This is a genomic window from Acinetobacter sp. YH12255, from assembly GCF_013417355.1.
GTDB classification, from domain to species: Bacteria; Pseudomonadota; Gammaproteobacteria; order Pseudomonadales; family Moraxellaceae; genus Acinetobacter; species Acinetobacter pseudolwoffii.
Map to the genome: position 1 here is coordinate 23,263 of NZ_VPEC01000026.1, position 19,417 is coordinate 42,679.

General features: G+C 42.2%; 16 protein-coding genes and 2 pseudogenes. 6 read left to right on the forward strand and 12 right to left on the reverse strand.

Annotation, left to right across the window (positions count from 1 at the left end; translation table 11 throughout):
* Positions 1–139: 139 nt before the first annotated feature.
* The 3 genes from tatC to tatA are packed head-to-tail and all read right to left on the reverse strand — an operon-like array spanning position 140 to position 1,566.
* Positions 140–919 (reverse strand): twin-arginine translocase subunit TatC, encoded by a 780-nt coding sequence (tatC, locus tag FTV30_RS11375; RefSeq protein ID WP_180001632.1) that lies wholly within the window; start codon positions 917–919, stop codon positions 140–142.
* Positions 916–1,338: a Sec-independent protein translocase protein TatB gene (gene tatB / locus FTV30_RS11380; RefSeq protein ID WP_005095555.1), complete on the reverse strand. Its 423-nt coding sequence runs from the start codon at positions 1,336–1,338 to the stop codon at positions 916–918. Before tatB ends, tatC begins: the two co-directional genes overlap by 4 nt.
* A gap of 9 nt (positions 1,339–1,347) precedes the next feature.
* Positions 1,348–1,566 carry a Sec-independent protein translocase subunit TatA gene (gene tatA / locus FTV30_RS11385; RefSeq protein WP_100355649.1) on the reverse strand — a complete coding sequence of 73 codons (219 nt, stop codon included), beginning with the start codon at positions 1,564–1,566 and terminating at the stop codon, positions 1,348–1,350.
* Positions 1,567–1,751: 185 nt separating this feature from the next.
* On the opposite strand from tatA, the gene FTV30_RS11390 reads away from it, so the two are divergent.
* Complete coding sequence (locus tag FTV30_RS11390) at positions 1,752–2,633, forward strand: hypothetical protein (protein WP_005172765.1); 882 nt, start codon at positions 1,752–1,754, stop codon at positions 2,631–2,633.
* 142 nt (positions 2,634–2,775) lie between these two features.
* Here FTV30_RS11390 and rdgB read toward each other — a convergent pair whose 3' ends face one another.
* From rdgB to FTV30_RS11430, 8 genes are all read right to left on the reverse strand, one after another.
* A complete protein-coding gene (rdgB, locus tag FTV30_RS11395) occupies positions 2,776–3,402 on the reverse strand; it encodes an RdgB/HAM1 family non-canonical purine NTP pyrophosphatase (protein ID WP_180001633.1) in 627 nt (208 codons plus the stop codon).
* A 102-nt stretch (positions 3,403–3,504) separates the two neighbouring features.
* Positions 3,505–4,095 carry a tetratricopeptide repeat protein gene (locus tag FTV30_RS11400; RefSeq protein ID WP_100534625.1) on the reverse strand — a complete coding sequence of 197 codons (591 nt, stop codon included), beginning with the start codon at positions 4,093–4,095 and terminating at the stop codon, positions 3,505–3,507.
* Positions 4,092–4,685 carry a methionine biosynthesis protein MetW gene (metW, locus tag FTV30_RS11405; RefSeq protein WP_005095565.1) on the reverse strand — a complete coding sequence of 198 codons (594 nt, stop codon included), beginning with the start codon at positions 4,683–4,685 and terminating at the stop codon, positions 4,092–4,094. The genes FTV30_RS11400 and metW overlap by 4 nt, the downstream gene beginning before the upstream one ends.
* Positions 4,685–5,845 carry a homoserine O-acetyltransferase gene (locus FTV30_RS11410; protein WP_005095567.1) on the reverse strand — a complete coding sequence of 387 codons (1,161 nt, stop codon included), beginning with the start codon at positions 5,843–5,845 and terminating at the stop codon, positions 4,685–4,687. Before FTV30_RS11410 ends, metW begins: the two co-directional genes overlap by 1 nt.
* A gap of 113 nt (positions 5,846–5,958) precedes the next feature.
* Positions 5,959–7,656, reverse strand: a complete 1,698-nt coding sequence (leuA, locus tag FTV30_RS11415; RefSeq protein ID WP_005095570.1) for a 2-isopropylmalate synthase — start codon at positions 7,654–7,656, stop codon at positions 5,959–5,961.
* A 429-nt stretch (positions 7,657–8,085) separates the two neighbouring features.
* Positions 8,086–8,769: a Fe2+-dependent dioxygenase gene (locus FTV30_RS11420; protein WP_180001634.1), complete on the reverse strand. Its 684-nt coding sequence runs from the start codon at positions 8,767–8,769 to the stop codon at positions 8,086–8,088.
* Positions 8,770–8,841: 72 nt separating this feature from the next.
* Positions 8,842–11,073 carry a TonB-dependent siderophore receptor gene (locus FTV30_RS11425; protein ID WP_180001635.1) on the reverse strand — a complete coding sequence of 744 codons (2,232 nt, stop codon included), beginning with the start codon at positions 11,071–11,073 and terminating at the stop codon, positions 8,842–8,844.
* A gap of 313 nt (positions 11,074–11,386) precedes the next feature.
* On the reverse strand, positions 11,387–13,591 hold the full coding sequence (locus FTV30_RS11430) for a TonB-dependent receptor domain-containing protein (RefSeq protein ID WP_180001636.1): 2,205 nt from the start codon (positions 13,589–13,591) through the stop codon (positions 11,387–11,389).
* A 261-nt stretch (positions 13,592–13,852) separates the two neighbouring features.
* On the opposite strand from FTV30_RS11430, the gene tig reads away from it, so the two are divergent.
* From tig to FTV30_RS11455, 5 genes and pseudogenes are all read left to right on the forward strand, one after another.
* Positions 13,853–15,184 carry a trigger factor gene (gene tig, locus FTV30_RS11435; RefSeq protein WP_005095580.1) on the forward strand — a complete coding sequence of 444 codons (1,332 nt, stop codon included), beginning with the start codon at positions 13,853–13,855 and terminating at the stop codon, positions 15,182–15,184.
* 157 nt (positions 15,185–15,341) lie between these two features.
* Positions 15,342–16,529 carry an RNA-guided endonuclease TnpB family protein gene (locus tag FTV30_RS11440; protein WP_218208810.1) on the forward strand — a complete coding sequence of 396 codons (1,188 nt, stop codon included), beginning with the start codon at positions 15,342–15,344 and terminating at the stop codon, positions 16,527–16,529.
* 265 nt (positions 16,530–16,794) lie between these two features.
* Positions 16,795–17,400 carry an ATP-dependent Clp endopeptidase proteolytic subunit ClpP gene (clpP, locus tag FTV30_RS11445; RefSeq protein ID WP_005095582.1) on the forward strand — a complete coding sequence of 202 codons (606 nt, stop codon included), beginning with the start codon at positions 16,795–16,797 and terminating at the stop codon, positions 17,398–17,400.
* 29 nt (positions 17,401–17,429) lie between these two features.
* Positions 17,430–18,740: an ATP-dependent protease ATP-binding subunit ClpX gene (gene clpX / locus FTV30_RS11450; RefSeq protein WP_005095585.1), complete on the forward strand. Its 1,311-nt coding sequence runs from the start codon at positions 17,430–17,432 to the stop codon at positions 18,738–18,740.
* A gap of 170 nt (positions 18,741–18,910) precedes the next feature.
* Positions 18,911–19,288: pseudogene (locus FTV30_RS11455) on the forward strand (DUF2846 domain-containing protein); the annotation flags it as partial.
* Positions 19,289–19,317: 29 nt separating this feature from the next.
* Here FTV30_RS11455 and FTV30_RS11460 read toward each other — a convergent pair.
* Positions 19,318–19,417 (reverse strand): annotated as a pseudogene (locus tag FTV30_RS11460) (IS1 family transposase); the annotation flags it as partial.

Sequence of the window (19,417 nt, forward strand, 5' to 3'; positions counted from 1 at the left end):
TTAGACCTAAAGTATGACAAAATGGTTAAGTCTATATTTCAATAAAGTTAAATAAATCAATATATTGGTGTAAATTTAAACAAAAAGACAGCCAAGGCTGCCTGAGTTAAATACGATTCTTTTTGTTTTTGGATTCTTGTTATTGTTGATCGGTTAAACGGCGTTTTTCAATCAGCTTTCCTGCCAGTAAACCCAGTTCAAACAGTAACCACATGGGGATGGCCAGCATGATCATTGACAGCGCATCGGGTGGGGTCACAAACATCGCCACAAAGAAGCAGCCAACGATAATAAAGCGGCGTTTTTCGACCAGCGTCTGGGTTGAAACCACTCCAATCAGGATCAAAATCAGGGTAATAATCGGGATTTCAAAGGTAAAACCAAAGACCAGAAACAGTTTTAAACAGAAGCTGAGATAACTGTTGATGTCAGTCATCGGGGCCACTGTTTCCGGTGAGACACTGATAAAAAAATGCAGAATAGACGGCAAAGCCACAAAGTAGGCAAAGCAGATCCCGGTGTAAAACAGCACAATACTACCGATCAAAAGCGGCAGGGCCAGGCTCTTTTCTTTGGCATACAACGCAGGCTTAATAAAGGTCCAAAGCTGATACAAGATGAACGGCATTGTGATCATCAGCGCCACAAAGAAATTCAGCTTAAACGGTGCCATGAATGTTGCCGTCACATCCGTGGCAATCATGGTCGAGCTGGCAGGCAATTGTGCCCGTAAAGGTTCAGATAACCATTGATAGGTCTGATTGGCGAAAGGCAGCAAACAGAAAAACAGGCCAATCAGGACAGCAACCACTTTAAACAGATGTTTTCTTAACACCACCAAATGCTGGGTAATCGGCATCTCTTCAAGGTTCAGCGCTGCAGCATCATTTGAAGCAGGTGTGGTCGGTGAAGACGTCATACGGCCACCTTCATTTCTGTATAGCGTTGTTGGGAAATCACTGCTTGAGTTTGTGCAGGCTGAGGTAAATACACCACTGATACGGGCTGTACTACAGGCTGATAGCGAAGCACGGGCTGGGCAGCCTGAGGCTTTACTTTTAATTCATCAGTTGCAATCGGCTGCTGCAAATCTGCCATTTGTGCCTGCATCTTGGCTTCCAGTTGCTGGATCCGCTGCATTTCGGCCTGCATCTGTTCTCGCAGTTCGGACAAGCGTAATTCACGATCCAGATCGTTCTGAACATTGCTGACCATGCGCTTGATCTTGCCATACCATGTTCCGACAAAACGGACTGCCTCAGGCAACTTGTCTGGCCCAAGCACCAGAAGTGCAATAATCCCGAAAATCAGCAGCTCGGTCATTCCGATATTGAGCATAGCGGACTCTTAACTCTTGATCGAGGTTTCAGGGGTTTTGACTTGTGCATCAATCGTTCGCGGTTCTTGCAGCTTGGCCATTTCTGCTTCTTCATCTTTGACTGATTTTTTAAAGTCTTTAATTGCACCGCCGACATCTTTACCCAGGTTTTTCAGCTTCGATGTACCAAACAATAAAATCACCACAATTGCAAAAATCAGCACATGCCAAATTGATAATCCTGCCATTATTTTATCCTCTATATTTCATGCCCCTATCTCAGCAGGCTTGTATGACAATGCAGTGACGCTTTAATGACAGTTTGCCGACACGGCAGCAGGGTAATGAGTAATTCATATGAAAAATCTATCATTAGATGAAAAGGATGCTGTGCTAGCATATAACCTGATATGGAAATCTCAGCAGCACTGTCATGGCCTTGATTCTTCCCCTGCTGTCTTTTTTGATTGGTTATTGGGGTGTGCAATATTTAAAGCCGGTTCGACCTGTCTTGGCGGCTTTATTGGCACGTGTCCTGATTCCTGTGCTGATTATTTACAATATGGTGTTTTATAAAGCGGGCAGTCTGTGGCTGATGGGCTTTAGTATTTTTAGTTCAATTGTGCTGTTTAGCCTGTTTTATTATTTTGCCAAAGATAAATTGCGTGCGCTGTGTTTTAGCTATTTGAATGGCGTATGGCTCGGTCTGCCGTTTGCCTTAGCAGTGTTTGGCACTGACGCAATGTCGACCATGATTGCACTTTATATTGGTGGCTCATTATTTGGGAATGTCAGTGCTGTCATTGCCGTGAGCCAAACTCGCCAAGATTGGACATTTATTCTGAAAAATATCCTGCAATCGCCACCGGTGATCGCACTCAGTATTGCAGGGGTTTTATCATTTTGGGACTTTAGTCATTATGAGTTTCATCCCACCCTTCAATGGGCATATGCAGCCAATAAATTTTTAGTCACTTTTGCAGGAATGTGCATTTTGGGCATGTGGCTTCGTCATGTCCGTATTCAGCTGAGGGATTTAAAGCGCAGTCTGGTGCTGATCAGCGGGCGCTTTATTTTTGCATTAGGCTTGGCTGGTATTGCCTATATATTCTTGCCGATTCCACATCAGCTCCTGACTTATAGTGTAATGATGATGTATTTCTTATTGCCACCGGCAGCGAACATCGTGGCTTTAGAAACCCATTATCAGGGCACAGGGCATTCTGCCAAATATATTGCTTCGGGGACGATTGCGAGTGCAATTTTGATTGGGATCTATGGGCTGGTGTTGCATGCGGTGATGCCTACGCTATAAAGTTTCCTTTTTTGGAGAGAAGGCTAGAAAGAGTTATAAAGTCCCCCCCCCTTTGAAAAATGGGGATTTAGGGGGATTCTTGATAAGAGGTAAATTTGAATCCCTCCCGACCTCCCTTTGGAAAAGGGAGGGGTAAAACAAATTATTTCGCCAAACTGGCTTTAAACAGCTGCATGGCCTGACCACGATGACTGATTTTATTCTTTTCTTCTTTGCTCATTTCTGCACTGGAAATACCGAGTTCCGGCAACCAGAACAGCGGGTCATAACCGAAGCCATTTTCACCGCGTGCTGCTTCTAAAATTTCACCCGTCCAGATGCCCTGGAAAATTTGTGGCAGTGGATCTTCAGCATGTTGAACCAGTGCCAGTACACAGACAAACATGCCTTCAATCGCTTCGCTATCTTTACGCAATGGTTTCAAATCTGCCAGCAGTTTCTTATTGTTGGCGGCATCATTGCCATGTTCACCGGCATAACGTGCTGAGTAGATCCCAGGAGCTCCGCCAAGAACTGGCACACAAATGCCTGAGTCATCGGCAATCGCAGGTTTACCTGAGATTTTAGAGGCATGACGTGCCTTGATAATGGCATTTTCAACAAAGCTTAAGCCATCTTCGATGGCATCTTCGATATTCAATTTACCTTGCGCCACGACTTCAACAGGTAATTGTAATTCAGCAAACATTTTCTCAAACTCGGCAATTTTACCTTTGTTATTACTTGCCAATACCAGTGTGCCTTGGGATAACCAATCTGTAGAAGCCATGTGTCACTCATTCTCTAAATATCAATCGTGCTATTTTAACTGCCATTGCGGGTTTGTAGGCAATAAAAAAGCACCCGAAGGTGCTATTTATACCATTCAGCTTTATTGTGCCTGAATCCATCTGTCGGCACGGTCACGCGCCTGACGGATCTGTTCCTGGGTCAAGTTGGCCGCCAATGCTGTTTTCTTGCCTTCAGAAAGGGTAATCACTTTATTGTCGAGCATGCCATCACGGGTAGACAGTTCATACCACTGATAAGCACCCATGTAGTTTTTCTTTTTCTCTTCCATCATGGCCAGGTTAAAGCTGGCACGGTTATCACCACGGCTGGCTGCTTTTTCAAAATACTGACGTGCCAGCGCTTCATCTTTTCGGGTGCCCATGCCATCTGCCAGCATACGGCCGACATTTAACTGCGCCACGGCTAAACCTTGATCGGCAGCAGCTTTGTACCAGGCAAAGGCCTGTCGTTCATCTTTTTGAATGTCTTTGCCATACTGGTATTTGGTGGCCAGATAAAACTGTGCACCGGCCTGACCTGCTTTAGCTGCTTTGATCAGACTGTTGATATCCATTACTGAATACTGAGCCGCTTGACTGGCAACAGAAGGACTTGGAGCAACATAGTCTGCATGGGCTTGCATGCCAAAAAGTCCAGCCAGTAGCGTCGTACCTAATAATAATTTTTTCATAGCGCGCTCACTCGATAAATTGCGACTTCACCAAATAGATTAGGGAGATGTTTGCTGAGCAAACTATCTTCTTGATTCCCGTTCACAGCGAGTCGATTAATAATTTTGATGTTATTTTCCGCACAGAGTGCTTCAAAGTCACGGAATGTACATAAGTGGATATTCGGGGTGTTATACCACATATAAGGCAAGGCTTCAGAAACCGGCATTTTTCCTTTGATCGCCAAGAAAGAACGGGTCTTCCAGTGGGCAAAGTTTGGAAACGTAATAATGGCCTGTTTCCCTACACGCACCATATCACGCAATAATACGTCAGGTGCATCTACAGCCTGCAAAGCTTGTGCCATGACCACATTGTCAAAAGACTGGTCGGCAAAGCGGCTTAAACCGAGGTTTAAGTCTTGTTGGATGATATTTAACCCGCGACTGACCGCAATTGCAATCTTTTCCTGATCAATTTCCAATCCGTATGCACGAATATCGTGTTTTTTACTCATTTGTGCCAGCAATTCACCATCGCCACAACCCAGGTCGAGCACGCTAGAACCGGGCTTAATCCACTTTTCAGCGAGTTGTTGATCGATACGCATTATACGGCCTCCTTCGGTGTGGCTTTCAGGTGTTCTTCACCACCCAGGAATGCACGCAAAGATTTTACATACAGGGGAATCGGGAACAGGAAGGAATCATGACCCTGTTCGGCATCAATATCTAAATAGCTCACCGGTTTATGGTTGCTAATTAATGCATCCACAATTTCCTGCGAGCGGGCAGGGGTAAAACGCCAGTCAGTCGTGAAGGACACCACCAAAAATTTGCACTGGGTATGGGCCATGGCTTTTTTCAGTGACTGCTCATATTCACGTGACGGATCAAAATAATCCAGTGCTTTGGTCATGATCAGATAGGTATTGGCATCAAAGTTACGGCTGAACTGTTCACCCTGATAACGCAAATAACTTTCGACCTGGAATTCGACATCAAAACCATACATAAATTTGCCAGATTTCAGATCACGGCCAAATTTCTGCTTCATGGCTTCTTCGGACAGGTAGGTAATATGACCGACCATACGCGCCAGGATCAGGCCACGTTTGGGATAGCTGTCATTTTCCAGATAACGGCCGTTGTGGAAGTCAGGATCAGACAAAATTGACTGACGTGCTACTTCATTAAAGGCAATATTCTGTGCTGAAAGTTTTGGCGCACTGGCAATAATCACACATTTTCTTAAACGGTTCGGGTAATCCACTGACCATTGCAGTGCCTGCATGCCACCGAGTGAACCACCAATGATGGCATCCCAAGTCTGAATGCCTAAACGATCGGACAATAAAGCCTGAGTTTTAACCCAGTCGCGGACCGTGACCAGCGGAAAATCTGGACCATAAGGACGGTTTTCATTTTCAGGATTTGGTGAGGTTGGACCGGTAGAGCCACTACAGCCCCCAATATTATTCAGTGAAACCACAAAGAATTTTGCAGTATCAATGGCTTTGCCGGGACCAATACAGGCGTCCCACCAGCCGGCCTTTTTATCATCTTCATGATGATAACCTGCGGCATGATGATGACCAGAAAGGGCATGACAAATCAGAATGGCATTCGACTTGTCAGCATTTAAGGTACCGTAAGTTTCAACCATCAGTTCAAAACGGGGGAGGATGCGACCGCATTCAAGCTCTAACGGCTCTTCAAATTGGAACTTTTGTGGGACAACAATGCCCACTGAGTCAGCTGGAAAAGACACGGGGAGGATTCGCCTTAAAATCTTGAGTATGAATAATAAAAGGATACCACTAGCGGATATCCTTCTAAAGTCATTTTAGTGCTATGAATTATCGCTAATTCTAATACAGCCGGTTAGACCGCAGCAGCGATTACCTGATCAGTGCTTAATACACCTTGATCAATCAGACGGTTGGTCGATGCAAGAATTGCTTCGATCGAAGAGGTCACGATGTTGTCATGCACACCCGCACCAAAGGCAGACTTGCCAGTGCCTTTGACTTGCAGTTCAATCAAGGCCAAGGCTTTGGCATGCGCACCTGAACTGATGCTGCGCTCTTCATAGTTCACCACATCAATCGGTAACTGAAGTGCATCCAAGATTGCAGAAATTGGACCATTGCCTTCACCGCGAACACGGCGGGACTGACCCTCAACTTCAAGATCCAGCTCAATCACCTGATTGCCATTGTCATCCGATAACTTGTAGTTCTTAGTTGAGTAATGTACATGTTTAACATCGACATAAGTCTCTTTAAACAACTTCCAGATCTCGGTTGCAGAAATTTCAGTGCCTTGTTCATCGGTACGTTTTTGTACAATTTGCGAGAACTCGATTTGTAAACGACGTGGTAAAGTCACGTTGTAATTCGATTCTAACAAGTAGGCGATACCGCCTTTACCTGACTGTGAGTTAACGCGAATCACCGCATCATAGTCACGGCCCAAGTCTTTTGGATCGATTGGTAAATATGGCATATCCCACATTTCTTGGTCTTTCTGGAATTCGAAACCTTTTTTGATCGCATCCTGATGTGAGCCGGAGAATGCAGTAAAGACCAAATCACCTGCGTATGGATGACGTGGATGTACTGGCAAACCGGTACATTCTTCTACAGTCGCGATAATTTCATTGATATTGGAGAAATCCAGGTTTGGCGCAACACCTTGGGTATACATGTTCAATGCGATTGCTGCCACATCGACATTACCGGTACGCTCACCGTTCCCAAACACACAACCTTCAACACGATCGGCACCAGCCATAATCGCCAATTCAGATGCCGCGATGCCGCAACCACGGTCATTATGACAGTGCACTGAAATAATCACGCCGTCACGACGCTGAATGTTGCGGTGCATCCATTCGATTTGATCGGCATAGATATGTGGACCTGAAACTTCTACCGTTGCTGGCAAGTTCAAGATCACTTTATTGGTCGGTGATGCTTCCCAGATTTCAGTCACAGCATCACAGACATCTTTTGCAACTTCTAATTCAGTCGCAGTGAAACATTCCGGGCTGTACTGGAAGACAAATTCAGTTTCAGGCTGTTTTGCGGCATATTCTTTGACTTTTTGTGCTGCATTGACGGCTAATTGTTTTGCGCCCGCTACATCTACATTTAAGACTTTCTCGCGGAAAGTCGGTGAATTGGAGTTGTAGATATGCACAATGGCACGTTTTGCACCCTGTAAAGATTCAAAGGTACGAGCAATTAAATGATCACGGGCTTGAACCAAAACTTCGATATAAACATCTTCAGGAATATGATCTTCTTCAATCAATTTACGAGTGAAATCAAAGTCAATTTGCGATGCTGAAGGGAAACCAATTTCAATATGCTTGAAACCGATTTTCACCAACATCTGGAACATCTTGAATTTTTGCTCCATGTTCATTGGCTCGAAGATCGCCTGGTTACCATCACGCAGGTCAGTACTCATCCAGATTGGCGCTTTGTTGATTTCATTGTTCGGCCATTGACGGTCTGGTAAGTCCACACGTTGATACATGCGACGGTATTTTTTACTTGGATCAGCCAACATCATGAGAGAGCTCCTTGTGTAACCTGATAGAGTCTGCGCTTGGTTGAAGCACTGGCAAAGGTTACCGAATAGATTGTGTCTATAATCGTCTACATACAGATTGGAACCAGCATTAAAACTAAAAATCTTCTGGAATATTTGGGATTTAGTTTTAATCAAAAAAACCTGCATGATCAACTTATAACTTTAAGTTTAATCCAGTTAAACCGAAAAGTTTTTGCTTTTTTAATAGATTTTAGTCGTATCTTAATAAAGATTTTCTTATAAGCTTTAAGTTTTGAAAAATATTCCCATATATTTTAAGTATAGTGTTTTATATTTTCTTGATTTTGAAATAAGCCGTTATTTTTTACACCCAATCATGCCATATCAGCCTATATTTTTAGAAAAAATAGCCCTAGATGGCTAAAGGCATTTAATCCGGGCAAGCTTTTAAAGCTCGGCCCATTTGCGCATGAGGTTGTGATACAAATTGGTCAGTTTCATAACTTCTGCATGCTGATCGCCCAGTTGCATTCTCAAGTTTTGAATGCTTTGATCCAGATTAAACAGCATATGCCGTTCTGCATCATCACGAATCATGCTTTGTATCCAGAAAAATGAGGCAATTCGGCAACCTGAGGTGATTGGGGTGACTTCATGCAAACTGGTGGATGGATACAGAATCATATCCCCGGCAGGCAGTTTTACTTCGTGATAGCCATAGGTGTCTTCAACCACCAGTTCACCACCGGCATATTCTTCAGGTTCACTCAAAAAAACCGTACAGGATAAATCTGTTCTGAGACGTTCATTGCTCCCACGAATACGACGAATCGAATTATCGACATGAAAGCCGAAAGATTCATTATTTTCATAGCGGTTAAACAGGGGAGGAATAATATCCAGAGGAATTGCCGCTGATAAAAATAAAGCATGCTGTCCCAGAGATTCCAGAATAATATTGCTGAGATGATGAGTGAGTGGATGATCTTCAGGCAATTGCTGATTCTGTTTCACGCTGGCAGAGAGTGTACCCGCGGTGACTTTGCCATTGACCCACTCAATCTTCTTCATCTCCTCACGGAAATATTGCACCTGTTCTTTGCTCAGTACATTTGGAATATGATGCAGCACTGGAAACCCTCGAATAATTGCATTTTCAAAATAGCATAGCCTCCCATCAGGAGGCTATGCGCTTATATCGAATTAATATTTAAAGTTGACTGCCAGCACTGCACTGCGGCCTTCTGCTTCAGTGGCATAGTGAGAGGCATAAGCTTTAGTGAAGTAACGTTCATCAGACAGGTTGTTGACGTTTAATTGCAAATCAACATTTTCATTCACGTTATAACGCGCCATGGCATCATAACGGACATAACCTGGAACCCACTTGGTATTGGCTGCATCACCATAAACTTTATCCATTGCAACAGCACCCGCTCCTAAAGTTAAAGCAGGTGTTACAGCATAGGTAGTCCAAAGGGTTGCAGAATTTTTAGGTACATTCTGCATTTGCTTACCTTTGGCAGGATTGTCAGGTGTACATACCCCTTGACGGTTACAGGATGGGCCCGGGTTCACAGTTTCACTGTCGAGATAAGTATAACCAGCAGATACAGCCCATTTATCCGTAATTTGGCCATTTACGCCCAGCTCAAGACCGTCTACTTGGGTTTCGCCGCCATTGGTATATGTAGCAGCATCCAGTTGAATCCGTGTATTTTGTTTTTCAGTACGGAACACGGCAGCGGTTAAACTCAGTCTTTCATTTAATACATCCCACTTTGTACCGATTTCAAAGGTACGGCTCTCTTCTGGATCTAAGTCCATATAGACTTGGCCAATTGCTTCTGAACCATCCCCGCCATCTACACCGACCGGATTGGCAGAAGTCGCATAACTTGCATAGATAGAACCATTTTCAACAGGTTTAAAGATTAATCCAGCCTGATAGGTCAGGAAATCGGTATTATTTTCAATAGAGTCGCCAGTCGCGTTTGTGGTTTGCTTGGTATCAAATTTATCCCAACGTAAACCCAAATCTAATAACCATTGCGGGCTAAACTCGATATTATCTAAGAGATAGACAGATGTAGTCTCGGTCGTGGTTGTCGTGAGATTTTTGTTGGCTGCGGAAGAGCCCAACCATTGATCACGTGAGTCTGGATTAGTTAATGATGTACACCATGCATCGTTGATAGCACAGTCGCTGTTGAAACCACCTGTGGTGGTACCTGGATAGCCTGGATAACTTGTTAAGTAGTTACCTTTGTCAGATTTTTGATCTGAGTACTCTGCACCTATATTAAAGCTATGCTTGAATGCACCTGTATTAAACTTACCTGTCAAAGCAAGCTGGTCGGTAAAGATGTTGGTATCAGTAATACGTGAGTTTATACGATGCCAGACTTTATCATTCAGCACGTTCCCTTTGGAGTCATCTGGCTGGGTCCATAAGTAGTCATTTTTGGCAGTGCTATATACCGCTGTATTACTCAGGGTCAGGTTATCCGTTAAATCGTGTTCCAGTTTGATGGTACCGATCTGATTTTCCTGTTTCTGGAAATCACGACTTAATAAACCATAATAAATGCCCTGTTTTACATCGACAGGTTTACCGACGGTGGCTTTTTTTGCCGCATCATACTTATAAGGAACCCCTGAATCCGGCGTGTCATCCGATTTTAAATAGTAATAACTTAAAGTCGCACGGGTAGGGGTGTCCAGACCAAATACAATACTCGGTGCAATACCGGCACGTTTATATTCGGCACCATTTTTCTGGCCAGCTTTTTCATTATGGTGACCCATCACGGCCACACGTGCTGCTATACCATTTCCAAAATCTTTATTGCCATCCAAGGTTATGCGTTGATAGTTGTCAGTACCACCCGCGACAGAACCTTCTAGAAAGTCACCCGCTTTAGCAACTTTAGAAATCATGTTGATACTACCACCAGTCGTTCCTGCACCGCCCATGGCAGATGCAGAACCTTTGGTGACTTCAACCTGTTCGACAGCAAACATTTCACGGTTCTGTGAAGTGGCGTTGCGTACGCCGTCTACATACATGGAGCTTTCAGAATTATAACCCCGAATAAAAGGACGATCACCGTTTGGATTGCCACCTTCACCCGCGCCCAAGGTAATCCCTGGAACTGTACGCAAGGCATCACTTAAGGTAGTGACTTGTGTATCTTCAATTAACTGTTTTGAAATGAGCGCAACTGACTTGGGGGTATCGAGTAAAGGCGCTACAAATTTGCTGTTTGCAGATTGGCTTACTTTGAAGCTAGGTGCCGGTTCAGCTTTGACTTCTTGATGAATCGTCTCTAACTGGATCACCTGTTCTTCTGCCATCGCAGATCCAGCCACCATTGATAAAGATGAAACAATTGCAGAGGAAACGATTTTTTTACGTGTTTTAATGAAAGTCATGTTAAACCTAAAAAATGAATATTAAAAAAGTATGAGAATAATAATGATTCTTGTTTTTATTTTTATCCTTTTGTCATAGGAATTCATGATCTTTAAGAAAATATTAAATGAGATTTCAAATGTAATGTTATATCAATACTTGATTAAACAATTGATTTTAATAAATATTGATAAATAAAGCTGATTGTTAACTTTTTATTGAGAATAATGATGTTTATTAGAAGGGCATGAATTAGCAATGTTTTGGAAAGTATTGATCGCACGATAAGAAAAAAACCCTGCCAGGGCAGGGTTTTTTTAAGAGATGTATTTCTTAGAATTTAAAAGTTGTACTTAACTGAACGCGACGACCTTCTTGGGTATTGCTATATAAGTTATAGGCAGTACCATCAACGATTTCATACTTATTAAAGTCTTTATCGAAAATGTTGTAGAGTGCAACACCAATATCCCAGTTATCATTCACGGCATAATTTGTGCCTAAGTGCATTAAACCATATGCCTCATAGTCACCCAACGTATTATAAACAGTAAGATCATCTCCAGTTAAGTTTGTGGTTTTGAAGCGAGAGCGTTCGGTACGGTATTCACCACGTAACCAAAGATCAGCATTGTCAGCGACATTCCATTTTACAGTTGCATTAAACATATGCTCAGGGGTGTCTTGTAACTTTTTCCCTTTATCTTTACCTTTGGTAACCTCAGTTTCAGTCCAAGTGTAGTTAAAGTTTAATTTCCAATCTTCAGCAAAGCCCCAATTAATACCTAGCTCTGTACCATAAATTTCAACTTCATCAACGTTGTCAGGTCGAGTGATCATAAAAGCACGATCACTGGATTGATTAAGCCACTGCCATGGAGTGCCGAGACCAGTTAAATAGTCTGCACAAGTTTGGTTTACTAAACATTCACCTGGATTGCCACCTGTATTTACCGAAGTATCTGTGATTGCACCTGAAACAATTTTATCTTCAACGGTACTGATAAAACCTGTCAAGTTAATATTTAAGTCATTATTAGGTGTGAAATAAATGCCAAGCTCATAGTTATCGCTAGTTTCAGGTTTTAAATTTTGATTACCAAAAATAGGTTGAGCACCTTGACGTCCAACGTTTACTACACCATTTGTCAACTGTTCTAAACGAGGAGCTTTATAGCCTTCTGAATAACCGCCTTTTAGTGTCCAAGTATCGTTAACATTCCAAACAGCATAAGCACGAGGAGTAATGAAATCACCAAAAGTATCGTGATCATCATAACGCAGACCTAATGTTAAGGCGAAGTTTGGTAAGATATTCCATGTATCTTCTGCAAACAAACCAACTTGAGTAAAGTTAACCTCAGGTTTAGATGAACGTAGGCCATCTGAAATGCTGGCATCCCACCATTGGCCACCTAAGATCAAGTTATGATTTGCTATTGAATTTACAGACAGTTTAGTATCAAAAATAGTATCTTCACTTTCAATTAGTCGCGGGGTTTTAGTAACTAAATCGCCACCTTGCATACGTGATGGAATAAGACGACCAACAGTTTCACTTTCATTACGGGTAATGCTGCTGTCTAAAGTACCAATGTCATTACGCCATTGATGAGCTAGCACATATTTATCACGATTAAATTCCATCTCATTATCATAGCCACCTGCTGGGCCTACAGTACCTAATTGGAAACCGCTGGTATTTTTCGGATTTTCATATGATTGGCGCTGAGACTCTGCATCAATAGATATGTCATGCTTGTCTGTGGGTGTTAATGTTAAACGTGCACCTAGGGTATCAATTTTACCTTCAGATGGATTATTACCTGTACCTAATGTTGTTTGGTCAATATCTCTAGTTACATTCGATTCGTCACGTTCCCAATGTTTTGCGCGAATTTGTAAGCCCAAAAGGTTTTGTACTAAGGGACCAGTTGCATACAAATCGATACTACGTTGGTTACCAAAATCAGAGCTTTTCGGCAAGATTGATCCTTCTAAACCAATCGAACCGGTCCATTCGCTGCTTACTTTTTTAGTAATAATATTTACGACACCTCCCATTGCATCCGAACCATATAAGGTAGATGCCGGGCCACGAATAATTTCGATGCGTTCAATTGCAGACAATGGAGGAATAAAATTATTTTTTGTTTCACCAAAGCCATTCGGTGTAATATCGCCGGTACTGTTTTGACGGCGACCATCAATGAGTACAAGTGTGTACTCAGATGGTAAGCCACGAATGCTAATATCTAGACCGCCTGTTTTACCAGCCGTAGGACTAATATCAATACCTTCTACATCGCTTAAAGCATCTGCTAAAGAAGTAATACGTTTTGTTTTAAAATCTTCTTCGGTGAGTACAGTAATTGAAGCGGGTGCGTCCTTAATCTTTTGTTCATAACCCGCCGCTGAAACCACAATCGTAGACAATTGTGTTACTGGTACAGTGGTATTATTTGTTTCAGCATGTGCAGAAGCAGCTGTAACCCCAAGAATAGCCACTGCAAGTGGGCGAAGATTAAAATTACGCATAACCGAAATTCCGAGATGGAGAAAGTTAAAGATTCAAATCAAATTTCAGGAATATTAATGATAATATTTATCATTTGCAATAAAAATATACAATTCCTTCATTTCAATTTAATCACCTGAATATTTGAAAAGATGCCAATTCAAGTAAAAAAAGGGTTTAAAAACTGGAACTCGCGCGTATTTTTTGTATATCCTTAAATGTTGTCATATAATGTGGCACATTTTTATAAACCTGTTATAACCTAATATATAGAGGAAGCCATGCAAGTAACTTCTGAAGCGGTTTCGGGCGTTGCCCGTCGTTTAAATGTTTCTGTACCGACGAGCCGTATTAATGAGCAATTTGAAGCTCGTTTAAAACGCACTGCTAAAACTGCGAAGATCAACGGCTTCCGTCCAGGTAAAGTGCCTGTAAACGTAGTTCGTCGTGAATACGGCGCGGGTATCTACCAAGAAGTGGTAAACGATATTATTCGTGACACAGTTTTCGAAGCAATCCAGCAAGAGAAAATCAATGCTGTGGGCATGCCAAACATCGAAAAAACTGAAATGAAAGACGACGCGCTGGTATATACAGCGACTGTTGAAGTTTATCCAGAAGTTGAAGTGAAATTCGAAGGTCTGGAAGTTGAACGTAAAGCAACTGAAGTCAACGATAAAGACGTTGAGAAGATGATCGAAAATCTTCAAAAACAACGTGCTGCTTGGGCTGAAACCAAAGGCATGGCTAAAAAAGACATGCAAGTGACTTTCGATTTTGAAGGTACGGTTGATGGCGAGAAATTTGAAGGCGGCGCTGCTGAAGACTTCAAACTTGTACTCGGTTCTGGCCGTATGATTCCTGGCTTCGAAGACGGCATCGTTGGTATGAAGAAAGGCGAAGAGAAAGTGATTGATGTAACTTTCCCTGAAGATTACCAAGCTGAAAACCTTGCTGGTAAACAAGCTCAATTCAAAATCACTGTGAAGCTTGTTGAAAAACAAAAACTTCCAGAAATTGATGCTGAATTCCTGGAAATCTTCGGTGTATCTGAAGAAGAAGGCGTTGAGAAGTTGAAAGCTGACGTTCGTAAAAACATGGAACGTGAAGTGAAAAACGGCCTGCGTAACCAGGTAAAAGGTGCGACTTTTGATGCGCTTGTTGCTGCAAACGAAGTTGAACTTCCAGCGGCTATGCTTGCTCAAGAAATTGACCGTCAACGTCAACAAATGATTCAGCAGTTCACTCAACAGTTCGGTGCTCAAGGTGCGCAAGCATTTGATTCAAGCATGCTTCCAGACGAATTGTTCAAAGAACAAGCTGAAAAATCTGTAAAACTTGGCGTATTGGTTAGCCGTGTTTTAGCTGATGCGAAAATCGAAGTAGATGCTGCACGTGTTGAAGCGTATATCCAAGACATGGCATCTTCTTATGAAGATCCAAACGAAGTGATCGAATACTTCAAAAACGATGCGCAACAACGTCAACAAATCGAAGCTGTTGTACTAGAAGACCAAGTTGTTGATTACATTTTGGCTTCTGCTAAAGTAACTGATGCGACTGTAAGCTATGAAGACTTATTGAAAGAGCAGCAAGCTCGTCAACAAGCTTAATTTTAGCTTTCCATAAAAAAGGCGCTTGATGCGCCTTTTTTTCATCGAACTCTCTGTGGAAACCACCTCTCTTTAGGGGTGGAGGAAACGGAGGATTTTTTTAGAATACAAGCCAAATAAACTTGTTTTTCAAAGCATTTCAATTAATGATAAAGTTATGAAAAATGATACCCTCGTAATAACTGCTAAAGTGCAGATATTCCCGAACAAGCAACAAGTTCTTGAGCTTAAACAAATGTTTGAGCTGTATTCGCTTGCTTGTAATTGGTTGTCAAAAAAAGTTTTTCAAAATAAAATTCTCAATCAAGTTAAATTGCACTATCTTGTTTATGACCAAATGCGGTCTGAATTAGGCACAAAAGCCCAATTTACTCAGTCTGTGATTAAAACCGTTGTTGCTCGATATAAGTCTGCTAAGTCAAATGGTCACGATTGGTCATTGGTGAAATTTAGTGGTAACGATTACGACCTTGTATGGAATCGTGATTACTCACTTGTAGGTAATCAGTTTTCGTTAGGTGTAAGCTCAGGGCGCATCAAGGTTAATTTCGCTAAAAAACCTTTAAATCAATTTCAGAAAGCTAAAACCAAGTTTGGTTCTGCCAAGATGGTTAATAAATTCGGGAAATGGTTTTTACATATCCCAATGAGCAAGGAAGCCCCTGCTTTAACAATTGATGACGTTACTAATGTGGTCGGTGTTGATCTGGGCATCAACCATCTTGCAACCACCTACGCTAGTAAAGGAAAAACTGACTTCTATCGGGGTGGAATAGTTAAACAGAAGCGTGGCATATTTAAAGCAATACGCAAATCTTTACAGGAGAAACAAACTTCGTCTGCAAGGCATAGGCTTAAGCAGATTGGGAGTAGAGAAAACCGTTATATGACTGATGTTAATCATCAGATCACAAAGGCACTCACTCAAAAGCATCCAAAAGGCACTGTATTCGTTCTTGAGGATTTGACAGGTATAAGGCAGGCAACCGAAAAGGTACGTCTGAAAAACCGCTATGTCAGTGTATCGTGGGCGTTCTATCAGTTTAAGCAATTACTCTGCTATAAAGCCAAAGAAAATGGTCAGTCTGTTATTTTGATTGACCCCAAATACACATCACAAACTTGCCCGAAATGTGGACACCGTGAAAAATCAAATCGTGATAAGAAAAAGCATCACTTTGACTGTAAGCGTTGTCATTATCAATCAAATGATGATCGTATTGGCGCAATGAATATACATCGCAAAGGCATTGAGTTTGTTTCTCAATCTGACCCTTCGATGGTAATAGAACAAGCTTCTATTGCTAAGGTTGAAGTCAATCAACCTGATATGCCGACAGCCTAATTTTAGGTAAAAAAGGTGGGAGTAGAAATACGCTTGCACCACTTGTCAGGCATGAGCCTAGTAAACACCATGATTGGTGTGGCAAACCTCCTCATTTATGGGGAGGTCATTGATATTGATGCCTGAAAAAAAGCATTTCTGATTTTCACAAAACTAATGCAAAAAATATGATGGATTTATTGGCGAATTTTTTGCAATTTCAGTGATTATCCCTCATATTGTGATTATGGGTTAGGTCACAAAAAATTTAGGAATAAATAAACGTATGTATGTTCCAACGATTGAAAACGCTTTAGTGCCAATGGTGGTAGAACAATCCTCTCGTGGTGAGCGTTCTTTTGATATTTATTCACGCCTTTTGCGTGAACGTGTAATTTTTATGACGGGCGAAGTTGAAGACAATATGGCGAACCTTATCGTTGCGCAAATGTTGTTTTTAGAGGCTGAAAATCCAGATAAAGATATTCATTTATATATCAACTCGCCAGGTGGTTCAGTGACTGCAGGTATGGCAATTTATGACACCATGCAGTTTATCAAACCTGACGTGGTGACCTATTGTATGGGGCAGGCAGCATCTATGGGTGCCTTCCTGCTCAATGCCGGAACTAAAGGTAAGCGTTACTGCTTAGAAAATGCCCGTGTTATGATTCATCAGCCACTCGGTGGTTTCCGTGGTCAGGCTTCGGATATTGAAATTCATGCCCGTGAAATTCTATTTATTAAAGAACGTTTAAATCGTTTAATGGCTGAACACAGCGGTCAGGAATACGAGAAAGTAGCACGCGATACAGACCGTGATAACTTTATGACTGCTCAGCAAGCGAAAGAATACGGTCTTGTGGACGAAGTTTTAACTAAACGTCCATAAGTTTTAAAGATTCAGATAGTGGAGTAAATATGTCCGAACATCCTCAAGGACAAAAGCATTGTTCATTTTGCGGTAAAACGCAGTCTGAAGTCGGGAAGCTGATTGCAGGCGAGGACGCATACATTTGTAACGAATGTGTGGACGTATGCTTAGATTTGGTTCAAACCAGTCAACAGGTGGAAACCAATGACTGGGCCAATCGTCCTTTGCCGAAACCACAGGAAATCCGTGCGGCCTTGGATCAATATGTCATTGGTCAGGATATCGCAAAAAAGACCTTGTCGGTTGCAGTGTATAACCATTACAAGCGCCTGAAAGTGCAGAATAATGGCAAAAAAGCTGACGATTCAGTTGAACTTTCAAAAAGTAATATCATGCTGGTCGGCCCGACGGGCTCAGGCAAAACCTTGTTGGCACAAACGCTGGCGCGCCTTCTTGATGTACCCTTTGCCATGGCAGATGCAACCACACTGACAGAAGCAGGTTATGTGGGTGAAGATGTAGAAAACATTGTACAGAAGCTTTTGCAAAAAGCCGATTACGATGTCGAGAAAGCACAGAAGGGCATTATCTATATCGACGAGATCGACAAGATTACCCGCAAGTCTGAAAATCCATCGATTACGCGTGATGTATCGGGTGAAGGCGTACAGCAGGCTTTATTGAAAATGATCGAAGGTACGGTTGCTTCGATTCCGCCCCAAGGTGGCCGTAAGCATCCGCAGCAAGAATTCATTCAGATTGATACATCCAACATTCTGTTTATCTGTGGTGGTGCATTCTCTGGACTTGAGAAAATTGTGCAGCAGCGTCAGGAAAAAGGTGGCATCGGCTTTACCGCAGAAGTGCGTAAAAAAGATGAAACCAAGAAGCTGTCTGATCTGTTCCGTCAAGTTGAAGCAACTGACCTGGTAAAATTTGGTTTGATTCCAGAATTTATTGGTCGTTTGCCGGTGATTGCCACTTTGGATGAGTTAGATGAAGAAGCATTGATGCAGATTCTGACTGAACCGAAGAATGCATTAACCCGTCAGTATCAACATCTGTTTGATATGGAAGACGTGGATCTGGTCTTTGAAGAATCCGCATTACGTGCCGTGGCGAAAAAAGCGGTTGAGCGTAATACTGGCGCGCGTGGTCTACGTTCGATCCTGGAAAATTCATTACTCGAAACCATGTATGACCTGCCAAGCCGTAGCGATGTCGGCACGGTGGTCGTCAATGAAGCGGTGATTAAAGGTGAAGCAGAGCCAGAATATCGTGCCGAGCGTCAACCGCATGAGCAGCAAGAGACAGCGACAAAAATAGATTTAAAAGTGGTGAATAGCAAATCTGCTTAACTGCTATTCATCCGAAACCTGCGAAAACTCCGTGTTTTCGCAGGTTTTTTATTTCCAAAAATAAAGCTGGGTGTTAATCTGATTGACTAGGCGTGGATGCCTAAAACTTATAAAAAATAAATCGCAAAGCACTTGCATATAAAAGAATAAAGACGCAGTGAGGGATAAGCATGCGTGGAGTCGCAATTGTACTCATCAGCAGTTTGGCATTGCTGGGGTGTCATGGTAAGAAAGCCGTCGTTGAGCCTACACAGTCACTCAGCACTCTAAAAAATATTGATCTTGAAAAAAAACCGGGCTTTGTGGAACAGCATCGTATTGGTATGTTTACTATTGGTGGCTGGGTCAATCAAAAGCAGGGCAATCAGTTTCAAACGGTGAAACCACAACATGATCAAGCCGCCATCGTGTATTTATACCGTCCTGATTCCAGATGGAACCGTCAGGAAATTGTCGCTGCCAGCCTGTTTATCAATCAAGAACATATTCCAAGTCTTTTGCATAATCATTATTACTGGATTGAAGTTCCTACAGGAACATATCGTTTAAGGGTGGTGTTTCAAAAAGTATGCTGGCGTTAAACAAATCCGTTATTAAGGTAAAAGAAAGTCAAATCAAAGGCTTTAAAATGATTTTCAAGCTTTTTAGAAAAGTTGCAACTTCTCCTAAATCCACGC

Coding starts and splice junctions, on each gene's coding strand:
- leuA (WP_005095570.1), bottom strand. CDS start 7,656: ATGATGTTGGCTGATCCAAGTAAAAAATACCGTCGCATGTATCAACGT.
- FTV30_RS11440 (WP_218208810.1), top strand. CDS start 15,342: ATGAAAAATGATACCCTCGTAATAACTGCTAAAGTGCAGATATTCCCG.
- clpP (WP_005095582.1), top strand. CDS start 16,795: ATGTATGTTCCAACGATTGAAAACGCTTTAGTGCCAATGGTGGTAGAA.
- tatB (WP_005095555.1), bottom strand. CDS start 1,338: ATGCTCAATATCGGAATGACCGAGCTGCTGATTTTCGGGATTATTGCA.
- tig (WP_005095580.1), top strand. CDS start 13,853: ATGCAAGTAACTTCTGAAGCGGTTTCGGGCGTTGCCCGTCGTTTAAAT.
- FTV30_RS11400 (WP_100534625.1), bottom strand. CDS start 4,095: ATGAAAAAATTATTATTAGGTACGACGCTACTGGCTGGACTTTTTGGC.
- FTV30_RS11390 (WP_005172765.1), top strand. CDS start 1,752: ATGGCCTTGATTCTTCCCCTGCTGTCTTTTTTGATTGGTTATTGGGGT.
- tatA (WP_100355649.1), bottom strand. CDS start 1,566: ATGGCAGGATTATCAATTTGGCATGTGCTGATTTTTGCAATTGTGGTG.
- metW (WP_005095565.1), bottom strand. CDS start 4,685: ATGCGTATCGATCAACAACTCGCTGAAAAGTGGATTAAGCCCGGTTCT.
- FTV30_RS11430 (WP_180001636.1), bottom strand. CDS start 13,591: ATGCGTAATTTTAATCTTCGCCCACTTGCAGTGGCTATTCTTGGGGTT.
- tatC (WP_180001632.1), bottom strand. CDS start 919: ATGACGTCTTCACCGACCACACCTGCTTCAAATGATGCTGCAGCGCTG.
- clpX (WP_005095585.1), top strand. CDS start 17,430: ATGTCCGAACATCCTCAAGGACAAAAGCATTGTTCATTTTGCGGTAAA.
- rdgB (WP_180001633.1), bottom strand. CDS start 3,402: ATGGCTTCTACAGATTGGTTATCCCAAGGCACACTGGTATTGGCAAGT.
- FTV30_RS11425 (WP_180001635.1), bottom strand. CDS start 11,073: ATGACTTTCATTAAAACACGTAAAAAAATCGTTTCCTCTGCAATTGTT.